The following is a 19,922-nucleotide window of genomic DNA, read 5'->3' as shown; positions in this document are numbered from 1 at the left end:
AATGAAGGGGACTGGGAGGCTCGCCCATGGGCGGACGCTCACACCTTTCGTTGCGAGAGGAACCGATGACTACAGGGTAAAGGAAGGGCAAAGCGATCTGCTCATCCTTTTGGCGGAGCCGGTTTGGCCGTGATGGGATCCGTACATGAACGATCTTTACATCGAACCCGCCACGGCGGCCGATCTCGCCGCCGTGCTCGACTTCTGGAAGACCGCCGCCGAGGGCACGAGTATCAGCGACGACCTCGACGGCGTCGAGCGGCTCCACGCCCGCGACCCGCACTCGCTGCTGCTCGCCCGCCGCGACGGGGAACTGGTCGGCACGGTCGTCGCGGGGTTCGACGGCTGGCGATGCCACCTGTACCGGCTCGCGGTGCACCCCGGCCACCGCCGCCAGGGGATCGGCTCGGCGCTGCTGACCGCCGCGGAGGAGCGGTTCGCGGCGCTGGGCGGGCGGCGCGCGGACGCGATGGTGCTCAACCGGAACGAGCGCGGCCAGCGGGCGTGGGAGGCCGGCGGCTACCACCCCGAGGACCACTGGACGCGCTGGGTGAAACCGCTGAACGGGTGACGGGAGGGGCGTCCCTGCGGGGCGGGACGCGGGGCAGGCGGCCTGCCGGGATCAGGACCGGCGGGCCGGGCCGTCGCAACGGCCCGGCCCGGTGAACGGCCCGGCCCGGTGAACGGGCCGGCCCGGTGAACGGGCCGGGCCGTCAGTCAGTCCGGACCTTCCGGGCCGGCCCTGTTCCTCAGGCGGGCCAAGCCTTGAGGAACGAGTGGTCCGACCAGGTGCCGTGCAGAGGCCGTGCCAGCCAGCCGGGGGCCGCCGTGCGGAAGGCCGCGGGGGCCAGGGCGCCGGATCGCTCCGGGATCGCGCCCAGCAGGGGGAGCGCGGAGACGGCGGGGAGGTCGGCCAGGTTGCAGCGGGCCGCCAGGCCGGGGTCGGCGGGCCAGCTGCCGATCACCACGCCCAGGGCGACGAGGCCCCGGGTCCGGAGGGCTTCGGCCGTGAGGGCCGTGGAGTTGAGCGTGCCGAGGCCAGCCGGTGCCACGACCAGGGTCGGGGCGCCGAGCAGCCGGGCCGCGTCGGCCAGGGTGTGGCCCGCTTCGTCGAAGCGGACCAGGAGGCCGCCCGCGCCCTCGACCAGGACCAGGTCGTGGGAGAGGGAGAGGCGGCGCGCGGCTTCCGCGATCTCGGCGGGGGAGACCGTGGGGAGGGAGGCGCGGCGAGCCGCCGTGTCCGGGGCCAGCGGCTCCGGATAGCGGGCCAGTTCCAGCGTGGTGACGGCGGAGCCGGCCAGCCGGGCGGCCTCCGCCACGTCGCCGGGCTCGTCCGGGCCCACCCCGGTCTGGGCCGGCTTGAGGACGGCCACCGAGAGGCCCGCGGCGAGCGCCGCGGCGGCGACGGCCGAGGTGACGACCGTCTTGCCGATCTCGGTGCCCGTACCGGAGATCATGACGATCGCGGGCGCGGGGGAGCCGGGTGCCGGTGAGCCGGCCCCGGAGGCGCCGGGCGGGCGGGTGTCGGCCATGTCAGGCCTCCTTCGCGGCCGCGAGGACTCCGCGGCAGATGCGGGCCACGTCGGCGTCGTCCGTGACGAACGGCGGCATCGTGTAGATCAGGTCCCGGAACGGGCGGAGCCAGACGCCTTCCCGGACCGCCGCCCGGGTGGCGGCCGACATGTCGACATCGTGGTCGAGCTGGACCACGCCGATGGCGCCCAGGACGCGTACGTCCTTGACCCCCGGGAGCGACGCCGCAGGCGCCAGGCCTTCGAGCAGCCCCGCTTCGATCCGCTTGATCTCGCGCTGCCAGTCCTGCCCGAGGAGCAGCTCGACCGAGGCCAGGGCCACCGCCGTGGCCAGCGGGTTGCCCATGAAGGTCGGTCCGTGGGCCAGTACGGGGACCTCGCCCCGGGAGATCCCGTCCGCCACGCGCTCCGTGCAGAGGGTTGCGGAGAGGGTGAGGTATCCGCCGGTCAGCGCCTTGCCCAGGCACATGACGTCCGGGGTGATCCCCGCGTGGTCCGCCGCGAACAGCGCGCCCGTGCGGCCGAAGCCCGTGGCGATCTCGTCCAGGATCAGGAGGACGTCGAACTCGTCGCACAGCTCCCGCAGGACCCGCAGGTAGCCGGGGTTGTGGAAGTTCATGCCGCCCGCGCCCTGGACCACCGGTTCCACGATCACCGCGGCCAGTTCGTCGGCGTGCGCGGAGACGAGGGAGCGCAGGTGGGCCACGTACGCGGGGTCCAGCGGGGCGTCGAAACCGCTCGGCGGGGCATCCGCGAAGAGCTGGCGCGGGAGCAGGCCCGACCACAGCTCGTGCATGCCGCCCTCGGGGTCGCAGACGGCCATCGGCTGCCAGGTGTCCCCGTGGTAGCCGCCCCGCCAGGTGAGCAGCCGGGTCTTGCCCGGCCGTCCCACGGAGCGCCAGTACTGGAGGCACATCTTGACCGCGACCTCGACCGAGACCGAGCCCGAGTCGGCGAGGAACACGTGCTCCAGGCCGGCCGGGGTGATCTCGACGAGCTTCGCGGCGAGCCGGACGGCGGGCTCGTGGGTGAGCCCGCCGAACATCACGTGTGACATGCGGCCGAGCTGGCCGGTCACGGCCTCGTTCAGCGCCGGGTGGTTGTACCCGTGGATCGCCGACCACCACGAGGCCATGCCGTCGACCAGTTCGTCGTTCCCCTGCGCCGTTTCGGCCAGCCGCAGCCGGACGCCCGAGGCGGAGGCGACGATCAGGGGCTCCTGGCGGCCGGGCATCGGGCCGTAGGGGTGCCAGACGTGCTGCCGGTCCAGCGCGAGCAGTTCGGCGGCCGGCAGCACGTCGGGCGAGTGGTGCTGGTCAGGCATTGGGAGCGAGGTCCGTTCCCGCGCCACGGCGGCGTACCGCCACCAGATCCGGGCGGACCTCGCCGGCCTCTGCCTGCGCCGGTACGGGCGCGGCCTCCTCGTGTCCGGAGCAGCCGCCGCAGGCCGAGCCGCAGCCGGCCGCGGCGGAGGAGTCGGCCGAACCCGCGGAACCGCAGACGGAGGCGCCGCCCCCGTGGGAGCCGCAGCCGCCGCCGGTCGCGGCGGCGGCCACGTCGGCGCGGTGCGCGGGGAGGGTGGTCGTACCTGCGCCCTCCACCTCGAAACCGGCGTCCGCGATCATGTCGAGGTCGGCCTGCCCGGCCTGGCCCTCACTGGTGAGGTAGTCACCGAGGAAGATGGAGTTGGCGATGTTCAGCGCGAGCGGCTGCATCGAGCGCAGGTGCACCTCGCGGCCACCCGCGATGCGGACCTCCACGTCGGGGCAGACGAACCGGACCATCGCCAGGATCCGCAGGCAGCGCTGCGGAGTGAGGTTCCACTCCTTGGCCAGAGGGGTGCCCTCGAAGGGGATCAGGAAGTTGACCGGCACCGAGTCCGAGTCCAGCTCGCGCAGCGAGTAGACGACGTCGACGAGGTCCTCGTCGCTCTCGCCCATGCCCGCGATCAGACCGGAACAGGCCGACAGCCCGGCGGCGTGCGCCTTTTGTACCGTGTCGACCCGGTCCGCGTAGGTGTGGGTCTTGGTGATCTGGCCGTACGTGGCCTCAGAGGTGTTGAGGTTGTGGTTGTAGGCATCCGCACCCGCGTCCTTCAGGCGCTCCGCCTGGCCGTCCGACAGCAGACCGAGGCAGGCGCACACCTCGATGCCCTCGTTCTGCTCCTTGATGGCCTCGATGGTCTTGCCGACGCGGTCCACGTCGCGGTCCGTCGGGCCGCGCCCGCTCGCCACCAGACAGACGCGCTTCGCCCCGCCGGCCACGCCCGCGGCGGCGGCCTGGGAGGCTTCCTCGGGCTTCAGCCAGGTGTACTTGAGGATCTCGGCCTTCGATCCCAGTCGCTGGGAGCAGTACGAGCAGTCCTCCGGGCACAGCCCCGACTTGAGGTTGACCAGGTAGTTCAGCTTGACCCGGCGGCCGAACCACTGGCGGCGCACCTTGCCGGCGGCGGCGACCACGTCGAGCAGTTCGTCGTCGGAGGTGGCCAGCACGGCGAGAGCTTCTTCACGGGTGGGCAGCTCGCGCCGCAGCCCCTTGTCCACGAGGGTGTTCAGCAGGTCCATGACGCCGATCCTGTCCCACGCGACCACTCCCGGCCAAGGAGAGATCCAACAACATGGCCGGAAGAGAGTGTGTGTATCGCCACACCAGGCGGTGGAGTCGTGACGGGCTAGGGTCGGTCAGGTCTGTGGACTGCCGACAAAACGCGAGGACTGCCGATGCCCGACCAGCACACCGCCGCCCCCGCGGACGTCTTCTCCTGGATCGACGAGGCGGAGCGGGTCCGGGAACGGGCCGGGCTCGTCCGGACGCTGAGCCCGCGCCCGGCCTCCTCGCCGCTCCTCGACCTCGCGAGCAACGACTACCTGGGGCTGTCCCGGCACCCCGAGACCGTACGGGGCGCACGTGAGGCGGCCGAGCGCTGGGGCGGCGGAGCCACCGGATCCCGCCTGGTCACCGGCACGACCGAACTGCACGCGGAGCTGGAGCGGGAGCTGGCCGCCTTCTGCGGGTTCGAGGCCGCGCTGGTCCTCTCCTCCGGATACGCGGCCAACCTCGCGGCCGTCTCCGCGCTCAGCGGCCGGGGCACCCTGGTCGTCTCCGACGCCGGCAACCACGCCTCGATCGTGGACGGCTGCCGGCTGTCCCGCGCCGAGATCGCCGTCGTCCCGCACTCCGACCCGGACACAGCGCAGAAGACCCTCGCCGGGTACGAGGGTCGGGCGCTGCTGGTCACCGACTCGGTGTTCTCGGTGGACGGGGACGCGGCTCCCCTCGCCGAGTACGCCGAGGCCTGCCGGTCCGAGGGTGCGGCCCTGCTCGTGGACGACGCGCACGGGCTCGGCGTACTCGGCGAGGGCGGCCGTGGCGCGCTGGCGGCGGCCGGGCTGGCGGGCGCGGACGGGGTGGTCGCGACGCTGACCCTCTCCAAGTCCCTGGGAAGCCAGGGCGGGGCGGTCCTCGGGCCGGCCAAGGTGATCCGGCACCTGGTCAACACGGCACGGACCTTCATCTTCGACACCGGGCTCGCCCCGGCCGCGACGGGCGCCGCGCTGGCCGCCCTGCGCCTGCTGGAGCGGGAGCCGCAGCGCGCGGACCGGGCCCGCGAGGTGGCCGCCGACCTGTACGGGCGGCTCACCGCGTCCGGCCTGACCGCGGCCCGGCCGGACGCGGCCGTGGTGTCGGTACGGGCCCCGTCGGCCTCGGCGGCACTGCGCTGGGCCGCCGACTGCCGGGAGGCAGGTCTGTCCGTGGGGTGCTTCCGCCCGCCGTCGGTGCCGGACGGCATCTCCCGGCTGCGGCTGACCGCGCGGGCCGATCTCACGGGGGACGAGATCAGCCGTGCGGTGGAGACGATCCTTGCGACCGCTCCGGACGGAGCCACGGACCGCTAGGCGGAGCTACGGGAGCAGGTCCGCCCGTACGGAGACGAGGAAACCGTCCCAGGCCGGCCCGGTGAAGAGCACGGCCGGGCCGTCCGCCCGCTTGGAATCGCGGACGGCCAGCAGGCCGCCACTGAGCACGGCCGTTTCCACGCAGTTGTTCATTCCGGTGCTGCGGCTACTGCGCCGCCACCTCGCGCTGTTCAGAAGTCCGCTGGTGGATAAGGGGGTTGCGGACACGGGGGTGCCTCCTTACGCGTCGTCAGCGAGGGCGCTGATGAGATCCGACGAATCGCGGGGCGGGAGGGCGTGCGCCTGAATGGTGCGGAACGCGGCGCTGTACGCCTCAAGGTCTTCCTTCCGCTCCAGATAGAGGCTACTCGTCAAATGGTCGAGTACCACCACATCCAGATCGGCGATGTTCGGAAATGAGAAAATAACGAACGGTCCGGTCAGGCCGAGATGTCCCCCCACGCTGAACGGCAGGACCTGTAGCCGCACTTGGGGCAGTTTCGACACCTCCACCAGGTGCCGCAGCTGCTCGGCCATCACCCCCGGCCCGCCGATCTTCCGCCGCAGCACCGCCTCGTCCAGTACCGCGCTCAGCTCCAGCGGCGGATCGGCCCGCAGTACGGACTGGCGCGCCAGCCGTACGTCGACCAGCGCGTCCACCTTCGGCTCCGGAAGCCCGCCCAGCGCGGCCCGGGTCACCGCCCGCGCGTACTCCGGGGTCTGCAACAGGCCGGGCACCACCGAGAGTTCGACCGTACGGGCCGCGCGCGCCCCGGCCTCCAGGCTGATGAAGTCCCGGTACTCCTGCGGCAACAGCCCCCGGTAGTCGTGCCACCACTGGCGCCCGCGCCCGGTGTCGGCGCCCGGGGCGGGGCCCGCCGCCGAGGCGGAGAGCGCCTCCAGCAGCGCGCGTTCCTGCGGGCTGACGACCTCCCCGTAGGCGTCGAGGAGCAGCCGGATGTCCTCCAGCTTGACGCCGCTGCGCCCCGTCTCGATTCGGCTGATCTTCGACTGGTGCCATCCGACGAGCCGGGCCGCCTCACCACTGGTGAGTCCGGACCGGTCGCGCAAGGCGCGCAATTCCTCGCCGAGCTTGCGCCGGCGCACCGCGGGACCGTGCTGCACACCTGCCTCCTTCCACCGGCACAGCTCGCACCAGTCTGCCGTCCAAATACGCTCTTCCGTAGCAGAGTTCACCGCATTGAGCGACAGATATATGCATATCTTGGGGGATCGGCAGAAACGGCGGGACGATGGGTGGCACTCTGGCGTCCAGCACAGATCCGGGGCGGCTCCGCCCCGGTGGGAAAGGGACCGTCGCCATGGCAGATCACCAGGAAGCATCCGTCACTCTGCCGAGCGATCCGGCCTCGGTCAGGGCCGCCCGCCGCTACGTCGCGGAGGTGCTGGACGGGTGGGGACTGCCCGAGGGGAGCGACACGGCCGACAGTGTCCGGCTCATCGTCTCGGAGCTCGCCACCAACGCCGTACAGCACACCTTCGGCCAGTCGCCCACCTTCACCGTGGACATCCGACTCGAGCGCGAGGAATGGCTCCGGGTAGGGGTCACCGACAGCCACCCGCGCTGGCCCAAGCGGCTCCCGGCCGCCGTCCAGCAGGACAACGGCCGGGGCATGGTCATCATCCGGTGGCTCACCGCGGAGGCGGGCGGCCGGCTCTCGGTCAGCCCGACCGAGGACGGCGGCAAGACCGTCTGGATCGCCCTGCCCTGGGCGGTCGGCACCCCGGCGAAGACCGCCACCGGCTGCTGAGCCGGGAGCCGCGGTCCGCGGGCCGCCGGTCCACCGGTTGGGTCCGCGGGCCGCCGGTCCACAGGCTGGTCGGACCGCGCCGGATCAGGCGCCCGCGCGCTCCGCGGCGCTGCGCTCGATGCACAGCTCGTTGCCCTCCAGGTCCGCGAGCACCACCCAGCCGGTGCCGTCCTCCCGGCGGCGGTCGTCCAGCAGCTTCGCGCCGAGCCCGATGATGCGCTCGACCTCCTCGTCGCGGGTCCCGCTCGTCGGCATGATGTCCAAGTGGACCCGGTTCTTGATGGACTTCTCCTCCGGGACCCGGATGAAGAGCAGTCCGGGCACGCCCGGCTGACCGGTCACCAGCGAGATCTCGGGGTCGTCCGTCTGGTCGTCCGGGTGGATCGGGAATCCCGTGACGGCGGACCAGAACTGCGCCAGCCGGTAGGGCTCCTGCGCGTCGATGGTGATCTGGTGGATGGGGTTCGCGAACATTCTGCTCCTCGTGGGTGACGACGGGGTGGACGGCCGCACCGGCCGTGACGGCCCTGACGGCCGCGTATACGGAACCGGGCGCGAGGGCTCCCGGAGTTGAACCGGGTACCTCCCCGAAACGTGGGTTAACTCGGCGGAAAAACGCGGTCCCTAGCGTGTCGGGAACATCCGCCGGTCAATGATCACCCATGGATCGGCAAAGGGATGGCCCGCGGTACGGAAAGCCTTCCCCCGCGTTGGGGCAAAAGACGCTTGATACGGATACGTGCAGGTCAACAAAGTGTTGAAGCCGCTTATGGTCGGCTCGGCGCGATGCCGATCATGTCCCGGAAGCTTGGTGATTGCCGTGCAATTGACCCCCCACGAGCAGGAGCGACTGCTCATCCACGTGGCCGCGGACGTGGCCGAGAAACGACGGGCGCGGGGTGTGCTCCTCAACCACCCCGAGGCGATCGCCCTGATCACCTCGCACATCCTCGAAGGCGCCCGCGACGGACGGACCGTGGCCGAGCTCATGGCCTCCGGCCGCACCGTGCTCTCCCGCGCGCAGGTCATGGAGGGGATACCCGAGATGATCCACGACGTCCAGGTCGAGGCCACCTTCCCGGACGGCACCAAGCTCGTCACCGTCCACGACCCGATCGTCTGAGAAGGAGTACCCGCATGATCCCCGGCGAAATCGCCTACGGGGACGGTCCGGTGCGCCTCAACGAAGGCCGGCCCGTCACCCGCATCACCGTGCTCAACGCCGCCGACCGGCCCGTCCAGGTCGGCTCGCACTACCACTTCGCCGAAGCCAACCCCGGCCTCGACTTCGACCGCGCCGCCGCCCGCGGGCAGCGGCTCGACATCGCCGCGGGCACCGCGGTCCGCTTCGAGCCGGGCATTCCGGTGGCCGTGGACCTCGTACCGCTGGGCGGGCTGCGCACCGTACCGGGACTGCGCGGCGAAACCGGAGGACCCCTCGATGTCTGAGATATCGCGCCAGAACTACGCCGACCTCTTCGGGCCCACCACCGGCGACCGCATCCGCCTCGCCGACACCGACCTCTTCGTCGAGATCGAGCAGGACCTTGCGGGCGGCCCCGGCCGGGCCGGCGACGAGGCCGTCTTCGGCGGCGGCAAGGTCATCCGCGAATCCATGGGCCAGGCCCGCACCACCCGCGCCGAGGGCGCCCCCGACACCGTCATCACCGGCGTGGTGATCATCGACCACTGGGGCATCGTCAAGGCCGACGTCGGCATCCGCGACGGCCGGATCTGCGGCATCGGCAAGGCCGGCAACCCGGACACCATGGACGGGGTGGATCCGGCACTCGTCATCGGCCCCGAGACCGAGATCATCGCGGGCAACGGGAAGATCCTCACCGCCGGGGCCGTCGACACCCACGTGCACTTCATCTCCCCGACCGTGATCGAAGAGGCCCTCGTCTCCGGCATCACCACCCTCGTCGGCGGCGGCACCGGACCCGCCGAGGGCAGCAAGGCCACCACCGTCACCCCCGGGCCCTGGCACCTGGCCCGGATGTTCGCCGCGCTGGAGTCCTACCCCGTCAACATCGGCCTGCTCGGCAAGGGCAACACGATGTCCCGCGAGGGCATGTACTCCCAGCTGCGCGGCGGAGCACTCGGCTTCAAGCTCCACGAGGACTGGGGATCCACCCCCGCCGTCATCGACGCCTGCCTCACCGTCTGCGAGGAGACCGGCGCCCAGGCCGCGATCCACACCGACACCCTCAACGAGGCCGGGTTCGTCGCCGACACCCTCGCCGCCATCGGCGGACGGACCATCCACTCGTACCACACCGAGGGTGCGGGCGGCGGGCACGCACCCGACATCATCACCGTGGTCTCCGAGCCGAACATCCTGCCCAGCTCCACCAACCCGACCCGGCCGCACACCGTCAACACCGTCGAGGAACACCTCGACATGCTGATGGTCTGCCACCACCTCAACCCCGCCGTCCCCGAGGACCTCGCCTTCGCCGAGTCCCGGATCCGGCCCTCCACGATCGCCGCCGAGGACGTCCTGCACGACCTGGGGGCCATCTCGATCATCTCCTCCGACGCCCAGGCCATGGGCCGCGTCGGCGAGGTGATCATGCGCACCTGGCAGACCGCCCACGTGATGAAGAAGCGGCGCGGATTCCTGCCCGGCGACGGACCCGCCGACAACCACCGGGCCCGCCGCTACGTCGCCAAGTACACGATCAACCCGGCTGTGGCCCAGGGCCTGGCCCGGGAGATCGGCTCCGTGGAGACCGGCAAGCTCGCCGACCTGGTGCTGTGGAACGCCGCCTTCTTCGGGGTCAAGCCCGAACTGGTCATCAAGGGCGGCCAGATCGCCTACGCCCAGATGGGCGACGCCAACGCCTCCATCCCCACCCCGCAGCCGATGCTGCCCCGCCCGATGTTCGGATCGTACGGGCGCGCCCCCGGCCTCAACTCGGTCAACTTCACCGCCCAGGCCGCCCTCGACGACGCTCTGCCCGAACGCCTCGGACTCGGCAAGGAGTTCGTCGCCATCGAGAGCACCCGCAAGGTGACCAAGGCGGACATGCGCAACAACGACGCCATGCCGAGGGTCGAGGTCGACGCCGACACCTTCACCGTCACCATCGACGGCGAGGTGGTGGAACCGGCGCCGGCCGCCGAACTGCCCATGGCACAGAGATACTTCCTCTTCTGATGGGCGCAGCCCGATGAGCCTCGCCACCCTCCTCGTCCTCGCCGACGGCCGCTTCCCCGCCGGGGGCCACGCCCACTCCGGCGGGGCCGAGGCCGCCTGCAAGGCGGGCCGGATTCACGACGCCGCCACCCTGGAGGAGTTCTGCCGGGGCCGGCTGCACACCGCCGGGCTGGTGGCGGCCGCCCTCGCGGCGGCCGCCGCCGACGGGGTCGACCCGGCGGCCCTCGACGAGGCCGCCGACGCCCGCACCCCGGTGCCCGCGCTGCGCACCGCCTCGCGCCGGCTCGGCCGGCAGCTGATGCGGGCCGCCCGCGCCACCTGGCCCGCCGCGGAACTCGACGCACTGGCCGCCGCGTTCCCGCGCGGGGCGCACCAGCCCGTGGTGCTCGGCGTCACGGCCCGCTCGGCCGGGCTCGGGGCGCTGGACGCCGCGCACGTGGCGGCGTACGAGAGCGTCAGCGGTCCGGCGACCGCCACCGTACGGCTGCTCGGGCTGGACCCCTTCCAGGCCAGCGGGGTCCTGGCCCGGCTCGCCCCCGCGCTCGACTCCGTCTCCCGGCAGGCCGTGCGGGCCGCCGTGCGCGCCCGCGTGGAAGGCCCGCAGACCCTGCCCGCCTCCTCCTCGCCCCTGCTGGACCTCGCGGCACAGGCCCATGCCGACTGGCCGGTACGGCTCTTCGCCTCCTGAGGCCCCGAAACGGCCTCCCGCGTCACCACCAAGGAGAATCCCCATGCACCTCGACCACGGCTCGACCTTCCCGCAGCGCCACACCCACAGCGCCGACGCGGTCCGCGCCGACGGCACCCGCCGCGCCCTGCGCATCGGCCTCGGCGGCCCGGTCGGCTCCGGCAAGACCGCCACCGTCGCCGCCCTCTGCCGGGCCCTGCGCGCCGAACTGTCCATGGCCGTCGTCACCAACGACATCTACACCCGCGAGGACGCCGAGTTCCTGCTCCGCGAAGCCGTCCTGCCGCCCGAGCGGATCAGCGCCGTCGAGACCGGCGCCTGCCCGCACACCGCCATCCGCGATGACATCTCCGCCAATCTGGAGGCCGTGGAGGAACTGGAAGAGACGGTCGGACCGCTCGACCTGATCCTCGTCGAGTCCGGCGGCGACAACCTCACCGCCACCTTCTCCCGGGGCCTCGTCGACGCCCAGATCTTCGTCATCGACGTGGCCGGCGGGGACGACATCCCGCGCAAGGGCGGCCCCGGGGTGACCACCGCCGACCTGCTCGTCGTCAACAAGACCGACCTCGCCCCCTACGTGGGCTCCGACCTCGGCCGGATGGCCCGCGACGCCGCCGAGCAGCGCGGCGACCTGCCCGTCGCCTTCCAGTCCCTGCGCGGCGAGGAAGGCGTGGCCCCGGTGGCCGCCTGGGTGCGCGGGCGGATCGCCGCCTGGGCCGCCAAGTGAGCCCTACGGTGAAGGGCGCGGCCGCCGCCGAATCCCCGGCCGCGGCTTACGCCCTGGCCCTCCCCCCGGCCGGGCTGCGCGCCACCGCCCGGATCGGCGCCGTCGCCGACGGGCGCGGCGGAACCGCCCTGCCCCTGCTGGCCGGTGAGGGGCCGCTCGCCCTGCGCCGGACCCGGGGCGAGGGAGCCGAGGCCGGAGTCATGCTGGTCGGCGCGATGAGCGCCCCCCTCGGAGGCGACCACCTCACGGTCGAGGCCGGCATCGGCCCCGGCGCCCGGCTGCTGCTGCGCTCGGCGGCGGCCACCCTGGCGCTGCCCGGCCGGCACGGGGAGCCCGCGCGCTACGACGTACGGCTCGACCTGGCCGCCGACTCGGCGGTGCGCTGGCTGCCGGAGCCGCTGGTCTCCGTGCGCGGCAGCGACCTGCGGGTCCGCACCCGCGTCGAACTCGCCCCCACCGCCCGGCTCCTGCTGCGCGAGGAGCAGGTCCTCGGCCGCACCGGGGAGGCTCCGGGCCTGCTGCGCAGCCGGCTCACCGTGACCCGGGACGGCCGTCCGCTGCTGGACCAGGAGCTGGCCTGCGGCCCCGGAGCACCGGACGGCTGGGACGGCCCGGCGGGACTCTCGGGGCACCGGGCGATCGGTCAGCTCCTGGTGGTGGACCCGGAGTTCGAGACGGCTCCGCCGCAGGCCGGCATGGTCGGCGAGTTCGCGGCGGCCACCCCGCTGGCGGGCCCGGCGGTCCTGGTCACGGCCCTGGCTCCGGACGCGCTGCGACTGCGCGAACTGCTCGACGAGGCCTGCCGCACCTACGGTTGGTGAAGCTCCGGGCGAACGGGGTCCGAACACGGGACGAACCAGACACCGCTCAGCGGTACACGCATTTCCGGATATCGGGTTGGCAAAGAACACGGCCGTGCTCTGTCGCACGGTGCATGTGAGGCGAAAGTATCCCCCTGCACGCCGACACCCACCCACCCGCCCGAACCACGCCGCCCATGGCGGCAGATGACGCAGGGGGAACAACCACGTGATACGCAACGCGGCGCTGGGGAGCGCCGCCACACTGATCACCGGCACGCTGGCGGCGAGCCTGCTGCTCGCCCCGTCCGCCTCGGCCGCCCAGGCCTTCCCGTCCGGACGTGACAACGGCAAGGCCGAGGCGATCGGTACCCAGATCGCCGCCGCCCGCGCCGCGCGCGCCGGTATCGAGTGGAAGGACTGTCCTGCCGACTGGGGCTTCGCGGCTCCGATCCAGTGCGGCTATGTGAAGGTCCCGCTGGACTACAGCAAGCCGTTCGGCAAGACCATCGACCTCGCGCTCGACCGCGCGGTCAGCACCGGCACCAAGGACGAGCGCCAGGGCGCGCTCCTCTACAACCCCGGTGGTCCCGGTGGCTCCGGCATGCGCTTCCCGCGCCGTGTCACCACCAAGAGCCCGCTGTGGGTCAACACCGCCAAGGCGTACGACTTCGTGGGCTTCGACCCGCGCGGCGTCGGCCACTCCGCGCCGATCTCCTGCATCGACCCGCAGGAGTTCGTCAAGGCTCCCAAGGCCGACCCGGTTCCGGACAGCGAGGCCGACAAGCGCGCCCAGCGCAAGCTGGCCGCCGAGTACGCGGACGGCTGCAAGGAGCGCAGCGGCGAGATGCTGCCGTTCATGACCACGACGAACATCGCGCGTGACCTGGACGTCATCCGTGCCGCCCTCGGCGAGAAGAAGCTGAACTTCATCGGCGTCTCGTACGGCACCTACATCGGCGGGGTCTACGCGACCCTGTTCCCGACCCACGTGCGCCGCATGATCGTCGACAGCGTGGTCAACCCCGACCAGGACAACATCTGGTACGAGGCCAACCTCGGCCAGGACGTCGCCTTCCAGATGCGCTGGAACGACTGGGAGGACTGGGTCGCCAAGAACGACGCCTCCTTCCACCTCGGCGACACCCGCGCCAAGGTCGAGGCCAAGTGGCTGGAGCTGCGCGCCAAGGCCAAGGCCAAGCCGCTCGGCGGCGTGGTCGGTCCGGCGGAGCTCCTGGGCTTCTTCCAGGGCGCCCCGTACTACGACTCCTCGTGGGTGCCCGTCGCCCAGACCTGGAGCAAGTACGCCGCCGGTGACGAGCAGGCGCTGATCGACGCCATCGCCCCGGACATGAGCGACATCAAGGGCAACATCGCGTCGGAGAACGGCAACGCCGTCTACACCGCCGTCGAGTGCGCCGACGCCAAGTGGCCGACCAGCTGGGCCAAGTGGGACCGGGACAACACCAAGCTCAACGCCAAATACCCGTTCCTGACCTGGTCCAACGCGTGGATGAACCTGCCCTGCGCGACCTGGAAGGCCAAGCAGAGCAGCCCGATCGAGGTCGGCGCCAAGCACGGTCTGGCCCCGGTCCTGATCGTCCAGTCCGAGCGGGACGCGGCCACGCCGTACGAGGGCGGGGTCTCGCTCCACAACCGGCTCGCCGGTTCCCGTCTGATCACCGAGCAGAACGCCGGCTCGCACGGTGTCACCGGCCTGGTGAACCCCTGCATCAACAGCCGCGTGGACGACTACCTGCTCACCGGCAAGGTCGACGCCCAGGACGTGAAGTGCGGTCCGCACGCCACGCCGGTGGCGCCCGCCCCGGCCGCGGCGAAGTCCCTCGCCAAGACCACGACCGCGACCGCGGACGCCCAGGCGCTCGAAGAGCTCCCGTCCATCCGCTAGCGGACACCCGGTTGCACCCAGTAGCACCCGGTAGTACTCGGTAGCCGAAACGGCTCCATGTGCGCGGGAGAAGGCTCAGCGCGTCTTGCGCCGGGCCTTCTTCCGCGCTTCCTCTTCCTCCGCCTTGACCTCGGCGGCGTACCGGTCCACGTACTCCTGGCCGGACAGCGCGAGGATCTCGTACATGATCTCGTCGGTGACGGCCCGCAGCACGGACCGCTCACCCTCCATCCCCTCGTACCGGGAGAAGTCCAGCGGCCGGCCGAAGCGGATCGTGACCCGCCGGATGCTCGGGACCTTCTGCCCGGGAGGCTGGATCTCGAAGGTGCCGACCATCGCGCACGGTACGACGGGCACCCGGGCGCCCAGCGCCATCGCTGCGACTCCTACCTTGCCCTTGTAAAGCCGCCCGTCGTGCGAGCGGGTGCCCTCCGGGTAGATCCCGAGCAGCTCACCCTTGGAGAGCACGCCGAGCCCCTCGCGGAGCGCGGCCTGGCCGGCGTCCTTGCCGGAGCGGTCCACGGGGATCTGCCCCGCGCTGCGGAAGAAGGCGGCGGTGAGCCGGCCCTTCACCCCGGGGCCGGTGAAGTACTCGGCCTTCGCGAGGAAGGTGATGCGCCGCTTGAGGATCGCGGGCATCAGGAAGTGGTCGGAGAAGGAGAGGTGGTTGCCCGCGATGATCGCGGCCCCGTCCGCCGGAATGTTCTCCAGCCCCTCGATCCGGGGCCGGAACAGCAGCCGCAGCAGCGGCCCGAGGATCACGTGCTTGAGCAAGTGGTAGAACACCAGGCCGCTCCCGTCGACATCCCGTTGTCACGGACATCCTACGGACGGTCAGCCCTGGTGGGTCTCCCTCGTTCACACGCTGCGCGAGGCGGCCATTCCCGCGGTCAGCAGCCCCAGCACGATCCAGCCGAACCACAGCCAGCCGTTGCTGCCGAGGGCCACCGAGTACGTGGCGATCACCACCAAGGAGGCGAAGGTCATCACGGCCATCGCCTTCACGGATCCGGTCATGCCCCATGGTGGCGCGTGAAGGCGGTCCTCCGCTACTGGCCACGCGCCTGAAGCGAGGCGAGATATGAGTTGTACGCCGCCAGCTCCTGATCGCCGTTGCGCTCCTCGGACCGGTCGGAGCGCTTCGCCGCCCGCTGCTCCGAGTGGTACCACTGGTAGACCAGCGCGATCAGCACCAGGACCGAGGGGATCTCGCTGAAGGCCCAGGCGATGCCGCCGCCCCACTGCTGGTCCAGCAGCGGATCGATGCCGAGGGAGGCCGGCGGGTTCGAGTAGGTCTTGATCATCGGGCCGCTCGCCATCATCAGCGCGATGCCGAAGAAGGCGTGGAAGGGCATTCCGGCGAACAGCTCCAGCATGCGCATCACGTAGCCGGGGCGGTGCGGGCCCGGGTCCACGCCCATGATCGGCCAGAAGAAGACGAGGCCGACGGCGAGGAAGTGCACCATCATCGCGATGTGGCCGGTCTTGGACTCCATCAGGAAGTCGAAGATCGGGGTGAAGTACAGGCCGTAGAGGCTCGCGATGAAGATCGGGATGGTGAACACCGGATGGGTGATCACCTTCATGTAGCGGCTGTGCAGCAGCATCAGCAGCAGCTCGCGCGGGCCCTTGTGGCCGCGCGCGGCCGGCGGCAGCGCGCGCAGCGCCAGCGTCACGGGCGCGCCGAGCAGCAGCAGGATCGGGCTGAGCATGCTGATCACCATGTGCTGGACCATGTGCACGCTGAACATGACCATGCCGTAGTCGTTCAGCTTGGTGCACATCATCAGCATCACCGTCAGCACGCCGATGGTGAAGGCGACCGTCCGGCCGACCGGCCAGGAGTCCCCGCGCCGCAGCAGCCGCACCACGCCCCACCCGTACAGGGCGAGGCCCACGAGCGAGCCGATCAGGAAGAAGGCGTCGAAGGAGAACTCCAGCCCGCGCCCCAGGGTGAAGGGCGGCAGGTCCATGTTCATATCCATGTCCATGCCGGCGTGCGCGAGGTAACTCAATCTCTTCACTCCCTTGACCTGTGGTGCCCCACCACAGTAGTGCCGCCCCCGGACGGGAAATCCTCCGGGGGCGCCCAAAACGGGAGTGAGGTGCGTAAGGGGGGAAAGATCACAGAACGGTCTGCGCCTCGGCGTACCGCTCGGTGGGAACCGTCTTCAGCGTCCGCACCGCGTCGTCGAGCGGCACCATCACGATGTCCGTGCCGCGCAGGGCCGTCAGCATCCCGAACTCGCCCCGGTGCGCCGCCTCCACCGCGTGCCAGCCGAAGCGGGTGGCGAGGACCCGGTCGTACGCGGTGGGCGTGCCGCCGCGCTGGACGTGGCCCAGGATGACCGGCCGGGCCTCCTTGCCGAGGCGCTCCTCCAGCTCGACGGCGAGCCGGTTGCCGATGCCGGCGAACCGCTCGTGCCCGTACATGTCGGTGCCGCCCTCTTCCAGGGCCATCGAGCTGCCCTCGGCGGGCTTGGCGCCCTCGGCGACCACGACGATCGCGAACCGCTTGCCCTGCGAGAAGCGCTCGCCGACGATCGCGGTCAGCTCCTCGATGTCGAAGGGGCGCTCCGGCACGACGATCGCGTGCGCACCGGCCGCCATGCCCGAGTGCAGGGCGATCCAGCCGGTGTGGCGGCCCATGACCTCCACGACCATCACGCGCTGGTGGGACTCGGCGGTGGTCTTCAGGCGGTCCAGCGCCTCGGTGGCCACCCCGACGGCGGTGTCGAAGCCGAAGGTGACGTCGGTGGAGGCGATGTCGTTGTCGATGGTCTTCGGGACGCCGACGATCGGCAGACCGCCCTGCGAGAGCAGGTTCGCGGCCTTCAGGGTGCCCTCGCCGCCGATCGGGATGATGGCGTCCAGGCCGAGGTCCGCGACATGGCCGCGGGCCCGCTCCACACCGTCGCGCAGATGGGCGGGCTGGACCCGGGAGGAGCCCAGAATCGTTCCGCCCCGGGCCAGGATGCCGCTGACGGCGTCCAGGTCGAGCTTGCGGTAGTCGCACTCCAGGAGACCGCGCCAGCCGTCGTGGAAGCCGATGACCTCGTCCCCGTGGTCGACGACGGCGCGGTGCACGACGGAGCGGATGACGGCATTGAGCCCGGGGCAGTCGCCTCCGGAAGTGAGCACACCAATGCGCATGGCAGGAAGGACCTTTGCAACGTGGGCCGACGACCGGACCACGTCGTCCGGTTGGAACTACCCAGCACCCTACAAGCGGATCGAGGGTGGACTGAACCATCCTCCACATGCTGGTCAGATAAGTAGTACGAACGCACGTCGGCCCGGATCCCACCAGGGGAATCCGGGCCGAACAGCGGGCGTCGCGAGGGGGCCGCGACGGGTCCGCGGAGGCTACGCGGGCTGCGTCGCCGCCGCGATCCGCTCCGCGCGCAGGGCCTCGTACCAGCGGTCGTCGATGGGCGGCAGCGCGTTCACGTCGAGGGCCAGCTTCAGCAGCAGGTCCGCGATCTGGGGGTTGCGGGCCATCACGGGACCGTGCATGTAGGTGCCGAACACCGTGTCGTTGTACGCGCCTTCGGTGCCGTCGCCGGTGCCGTTGCCGCGGCCCATGGTGACCCGGGCGAACGGCTTCGCCGTCGGACCGAGGTGCGTGACGCCCTGGTGGTTCTCGAAGCCCGTCAGCTGCGGCAGGCCGAGCCGAGGGTCGATGTCCGCGAGGACGTCGCCGACGCACCGCTCGCCCTCGCCGCGCACGGTCACCACGTCCAGCAGGCCGAGGCCCTGCTGGCGCTCGCCGACGTCGTTGACGAACTCCTGGCCCAGGATCTGGTAGCCGGCGCAGACGGAGAAGACGATCGCCCCGTTCGCGACGGCCCGCTCCAGACCGCCGTCCCGCAGCAGTCGCTCCGCGGCCAGCCGCTGCGGCCGGTCCTCGCCGCCGCCGATCAGGTAGATGTCGCCCGAGGTCGGGATGGGCTGGTCGCTGCGCACGTCCACGCGCTGCACGTCCAGTCCGCGCCGACGGGCCCGGCGCTCCACGACCAGGGCGTTGCCCTGGTCTCCGTACGTGCTGAGCAGGTCGGGGTAGACCCACACCAGACGCAGGCTGTTGTCGCTCATGCTCTTGTCCTTATGGGTACTAGTTGCCGACGCGGCGGCGCACGTCCTGGAATGCGGTGTAGTTGGCGATCAGCTCGATCTGCCCGGGCGGCGCCAGCTGCACGGCCTCATCGAGGGTCTCGCACACCCGGAAGTCCAGGCCCGCGACTTCCAGACGGACCGCGAGGTCCAGCTTGCGGTCGCCGATCACGAAGATCGGGTGGCCCGCCAGGCGCGGGTAGTCCACGTCCCACAGCCAGGAGGTGTCGGTGCCGTCGGCGCCGCGCGCGTTCACCGACAGGATCACCGGGGTCGGCGGCGGGTCGATGAGCGAGAACGTCTCCAGCCAGCCCGCCGGGTTCTTCGCGAGCAGGAGCCGCAGCTCACGGCCCTGGAAGCTCACCACGTCGTAGCGGCCGGCCACGGCCTGCACCTGGTACATCCGCTCCAACGCCACCTGCGGCGGGACGCCGAAGACGGCGGCCACGGCGGCCGAGGTGGCCGCGTTCGCCTTGTTGGCGCGGCCCGGCAGCTGAAGGTTGATCGGCCAGGCGCTGCCGTGCGGGTCGAGCACGTGGTCACCGGAGAGCACCCAGCTCGGGGTGGGACGCCGGAAGCCGCACTCGCCGCAGTACCAGTCGTCGCCCGGACGCTGCATGACACCACCGCAGGAGGGGCACGACCAGGCGTCGTCCTTCCACTCCTGGCCGGCGGCCACCCACACCACGTTCTGTGAGGACGAGGCCGCCCACACGATCAGCGGGTCGTCCGCGTTCGCGATGACGACCGCCTTGGAGCCCGAGAGCCCCTCGCGCCACTTCTCCGCGAGCATGCGGGTCTCGGCGGCGCGGTCCAGCTGGTCGCGGGAGAGGTTGAGCAGGGCGATCACCTTGGGGGTGACGTCCCGGGCCACCCCGGCCAGGTACTTCTCGTCCACCTCGATGACGCCGTAACGGGCGTCCGAGCCGCCCGCCAGGGCGGAGGTGATGCCCGCGGGCATGTTCGCGCCCAGCGCGTTGGAGACCACCGGACCACTGGCCCGCAGGGCCTCCGCGATCAGCCGGGTCGTCGTGGTCTTGCCGTTCGTCGCCGAGACGAGGACGACGTCGAGATGCTGCGCCAGCGCGCCGAGAAGATCGGGGTCGAGCTTGAGCGCGACCTTGCCTCCGATCACCGATCCGCTTCCGCGTCCCGCGGCCCGCGACACCGCCGCCGCGGCCTTGCCCGCCGTCACGGCCAGCTTGGCCCGCGGCGAAAGCGGCTCTGTGTTGCCTGCCATCGTCCCTTGTCCTCCTTGCGTCGGTCGCCCCCAGCCTATCCAGTACCTGCCCGCGCCCCGACCGCGGCGCCCCCGGACC

Annotated in this window: 22 protein-coding genes; 10 read left to right on the top strand and 12 right to left on the bottom strand. The window is 71.6% G+C overall.

Going from position 1 to position 19,922, the window contains the following annotated elements:
• Positions 1–145: 145 nt before the first annotated feature.
• The gene (locus ACFXDJ_RS19910) at positions 146–571 is read left to right on the top strand and encodes a GNAT family N-acetyltransferase (protein ID WP_384849807.1); all 426 of its coding nucleotides are present in this window, start codon (positions 146–148) and stop codon (positions 569–571) included.
• Positions 572–749: 178 nt separating this feature from the next.
• Here the strand turns inward: ACFXDJ_RS19910 and bioD are convergent, their stop codons facing one another.
• From bioD to bioB, 3 genes are all read right to left on the bottom strand, one after another.
• Positions 750–1,457: a dethiobiotin synthase gene (gene bioD, locus ACFXDJ_RS19905; RefSeq protein ID WP_384849827.1), complete on the bottom strand. Its 708-nt coding sequence runs from the start codon at positions 1,455–1,457 to the stop codon at positions 750–752.
• Positions 1,458–1,533: 76 nt separating this feature from the next.
• On the bottom strand, positions 1,534–2,856 hold the full coding sequence (locus ACFXDJ_RS19900) for an adenosylmethionine--8-amino-7-oxononanoate transaminase (RefSeq protein WP_384661441.1): 1,323 nt from the start codon (positions 2,854–2,856) through the stop codon (positions 1,534–1,536).
• On the bottom strand, positions 2,849–4,096 hold the full coding sequence (gene bioB, locus ACFXDJ_RS19895; protein ID WP_384661438.1) for a biotin synthase BioB: 1,248 nt from the start codon (positions 4,094–4,096) through the stop codon (positions 2,849–2,851). The genes ACFXDJ_RS19900 and bioB overlap by 8 nt, the downstream gene beginning before the upstream one ends.
• A 156-nt stretch (positions 4,097–4,252) precedes the next feature.
• On the opposite strand from bioB, the gene ACFXDJ_RS19890 reads away from it, so the two are divergent.
• Complete coding sequence (locus tag ACFXDJ_RS19890; RefSeq protein ID WP_384661435.1) at positions 4,253–5,428, top strand: 8-amino-7-oxononanoate synthase; 1,176 nt, start codon at positions 4,253–4,255, stop codon at positions 5,426–5,428.
• Positions 5,429–5,434: 6 nt separating this feature from the next.
• On the opposite strand, the gene ACFXDJ_RS19885 is transcribed toward ACFXDJ_RS19890, so the two are convergent.
• Positions 5,435–5,656 carry a DUF397 domain-containing protein gene (locus ACFXDJ_RS19885; protein ID WP_384661433.1) on the bottom strand — a complete coding sequence of 74 codons (222 nt, stop codon included), beginning with the start codon at positions 5,654–5,656 and terminating at the stop codon, positions 5,435–5,437.
• Between the two features lie 12 nt (positions 5,657–5,668).
• Positions 5,669–6,553: a helix-turn-helix domain-containing protein gene (locus ACFXDJ_RS19880; protein WP_384661431.1), complete on the bottom strand. Its 885-nt coding sequence runs from the start codon at positions 6,551–6,553 to the stop codon at positions 5,669–5,671.
• A 197-nt stretch (positions 6,554–6,750) separates the two neighbouring features.
• On the opposite strand from ACFXDJ_RS19880, the gene ACFXDJ_RS19875 reads away from it, so the two are divergent.
• Positions 6,751–7,200, top strand: coding sequence for an ATP-binding protein (locus ACFXDJ_RS19875; protein WP_384661428.1), 450 nt, complete (start codon positions 6,751–6,753; stop codon positions 7,198–7,200).
• An 84-nt stretch (positions 7,201–7,284) separates the two neighbouring features.
• Here the strand turns inward: ACFXDJ_RS19875 and ACFXDJ_RS19870 are convergent, their stop codons facing one another.
• On the bottom strand, positions 7,285–7,674 hold the full coding sequence (locus ACFXDJ_RS19870) for a VOC family protein (RefSeq protein ID WP_384661426.1): 390 nt from the start codon (positions 7,672–7,674) through the stop codon (positions 7,285–7,287).
• Between the two features lie 346 nt (positions 7,675–8,020).
• Between ACFXDJ_RS19870 and ACFXDJ_RS19865 the strand changes: the two genes are divergently transcribed.
• The 7 genes from ACFXDJ_RS19865 to ACFXDJ_RS19835 all read left to right on the top strand — a co-directional run bounded on the left by ACFXDJ_RS19865 (position 8,021) and on the right by ACFXDJ_RS19835 (position 14,490).
• Entirely contained in the window at positions 8,021–8,323 is a 303-nt protein-coding gene (locus ACFXDJ_RS19865; RefSeq protein ID WP_371614748.1) for an urease subunit gamma, read from the top strand.
• 14 nt (positions 8,324–8,337) lie between these two features.
• A complete protein-coding gene (locus ACFXDJ_RS19860; RefSeq protein ID WP_330295176.1) occupies positions 8,338–8,649 on the top strand; it encodes an urease subunit beta in 312 nt (103 codons plus the stop codon).
• Entirely contained in the window at positions 8,642–10,363 is a 1,722-nt protein-coding gene (locus ACFXDJ_RS19855) for an urease subunit alpha (RefSeq protein WP_384661421.1), read from the top strand. Before ACFXDJ_RS19860 ends, ACFXDJ_RS19855 begins: the two co-directional genes overlap by 8 nt.
• A gap of 13 nt (positions 10,364–10,376) precedes the next feature.
• Positions 10,377–11,051 (top strand): urease accessory protein UreF, encoded by a 675-nt coding sequence (locus tag ACFXDJ_RS19850; RefSeq protein ID WP_384849804.1) that lies wholly within the window; start codon positions 10,377–10,379, stop codon positions 11,049–11,051.
• A gap of 43 nt (positions 11,052–11,094) precedes the next feature.
• Positions 11,095–11,781: an urease accessory protein UreG gene (ureG, locus tag ACFXDJ_RS19845; protein ID WP_384655692.1), complete on the top strand. Its 687-nt coding sequence runs from the start codon at positions 11,095–11,097 to the stop codon at positions 11,779–11,781.
• Positions 11,782–11,834: 53 nt separating this feature from the next.
• Positions 11,835–12,602 carry an urease accessory protein UreD gene (locus ACFXDJ_RS19840; protein ID WP_384655730.1) on the top strand — a complete coding sequence of 256 codons (768 nt, stop codon included), beginning with the start codon at positions 11,835–11,837 and terminating at the stop codon, positions 12,600–12,602.
• A 208-nt stretch (positions 12,603–12,810) separates the two neighbouring features.
• A complete protein-coding gene (locus ACFXDJ_RS19835; protein WP_384655694.1) occupies positions 12,811–14,490 on the top strand; it encodes an alpha/beta hydrolase in 1,680 nt (559 codons plus the stop codon).
• A gap of 75 nt (positions 14,491–14,565) precedes the next feature.
• Here the strand turns inward: ACFXDJ_RS19835 and ACFXDJ_RS19830 are convergent, their stop codons facing one another.
• The 6 genes from ACFXDJ_RS19830 to ACFXDJ_RS19805 all read right to left on the bottom strand — a co-directional run bounded on the left by ACFXDJ_RS19830 (position 14,566) and on the right by ACFXDJ_RS19805 (position 19,843).
• Complete coding sequence (locus tag ACFXDJ_RS19830; protein WP_384655697.1) at positions 14,566–15,276, bottom strand: lysophospholipid acyltransferase family protein; 711 nt, start codon at positions 15,274–15,276, stop codon at positions 14,566–14,568.
• 72 nt (positions 15,277–15,348) lie between these two features.
• A complete protein-coding gene (locus ACFXDJ_RS19825; protein WP_384655699.1) occupies positions 15,349–15,507 on the bottom strand; it encodes a hypothetical protein in 159 nt (52 codons plus the stop codon).
• A 32-nt stretch (positions 15,508–15,539) separates the two neighbouring features.
• On the bottom strand, positions 15,540–16,469 hold the full coding sequence (locus tag ACFXDJ_RS19820) for a cytochrome c oxidase assembly protein (RefSeq protein ID WP_384655732.1): 930 nt from the start codon (positions 16,467–16,469) through the stop codon (positions 15,540–15,542).
• Positions 16,470–16,614: 145 nt separating this feature from the next.
• A complete protein-coding gene (locus tag ACFXDJ_RS19815) occupies positions 16,615–17,643 on the bottom strand; it encodes a 6-phosphofructokinase (protein ID WP_384655701.1) in 1,029 nt (342 codons plus the stop codon).
• A gap of 213 nt (positions 17,644–17,856) precedes the next feature.
• Positions 17,857–18,585 carry a type 1 glutamine amidotransferase gene (locus tag ACFXDJ_RS19810; RefSeq protein ID WP_384655704.1) on the bottom strand — a complete coding sequence of 243 codons (729 nt, stop codon included), beginning with the start codon at positions 18,583–18,585 and terminating at the stop codon, positions 17,857–17,859.
• A 19-nt stretch (positions 18,586–18,604) separates the two neighbouring features.
• Complete coding sequence (locus ACFXDJ_RS19805; RefSeq protein WP_384655707.1) at positions 18,605–19,843, bottom strand: MurT ligase domain-containing protein; 1,239 nt, start codon at positions 19,841–19,843, stop codon at positions 18,605–18,607.
• Positions 19,844–19,922 lie beyond the last annotated feature (79 nt).

The organism is Streptomyces sp. NPDC059443 (genome assembly GCF_042750105.1).
Classification (GTDB): Bacteria; Actinomycetota; Actinomycetes; order Streptomycetales; family Streptomycetaceae; genus Streptomyces.
Note: the sequence above shows the minus strand (reverse complement) of the source record. Positions and strands in the feature narration are given on the sequence as shown.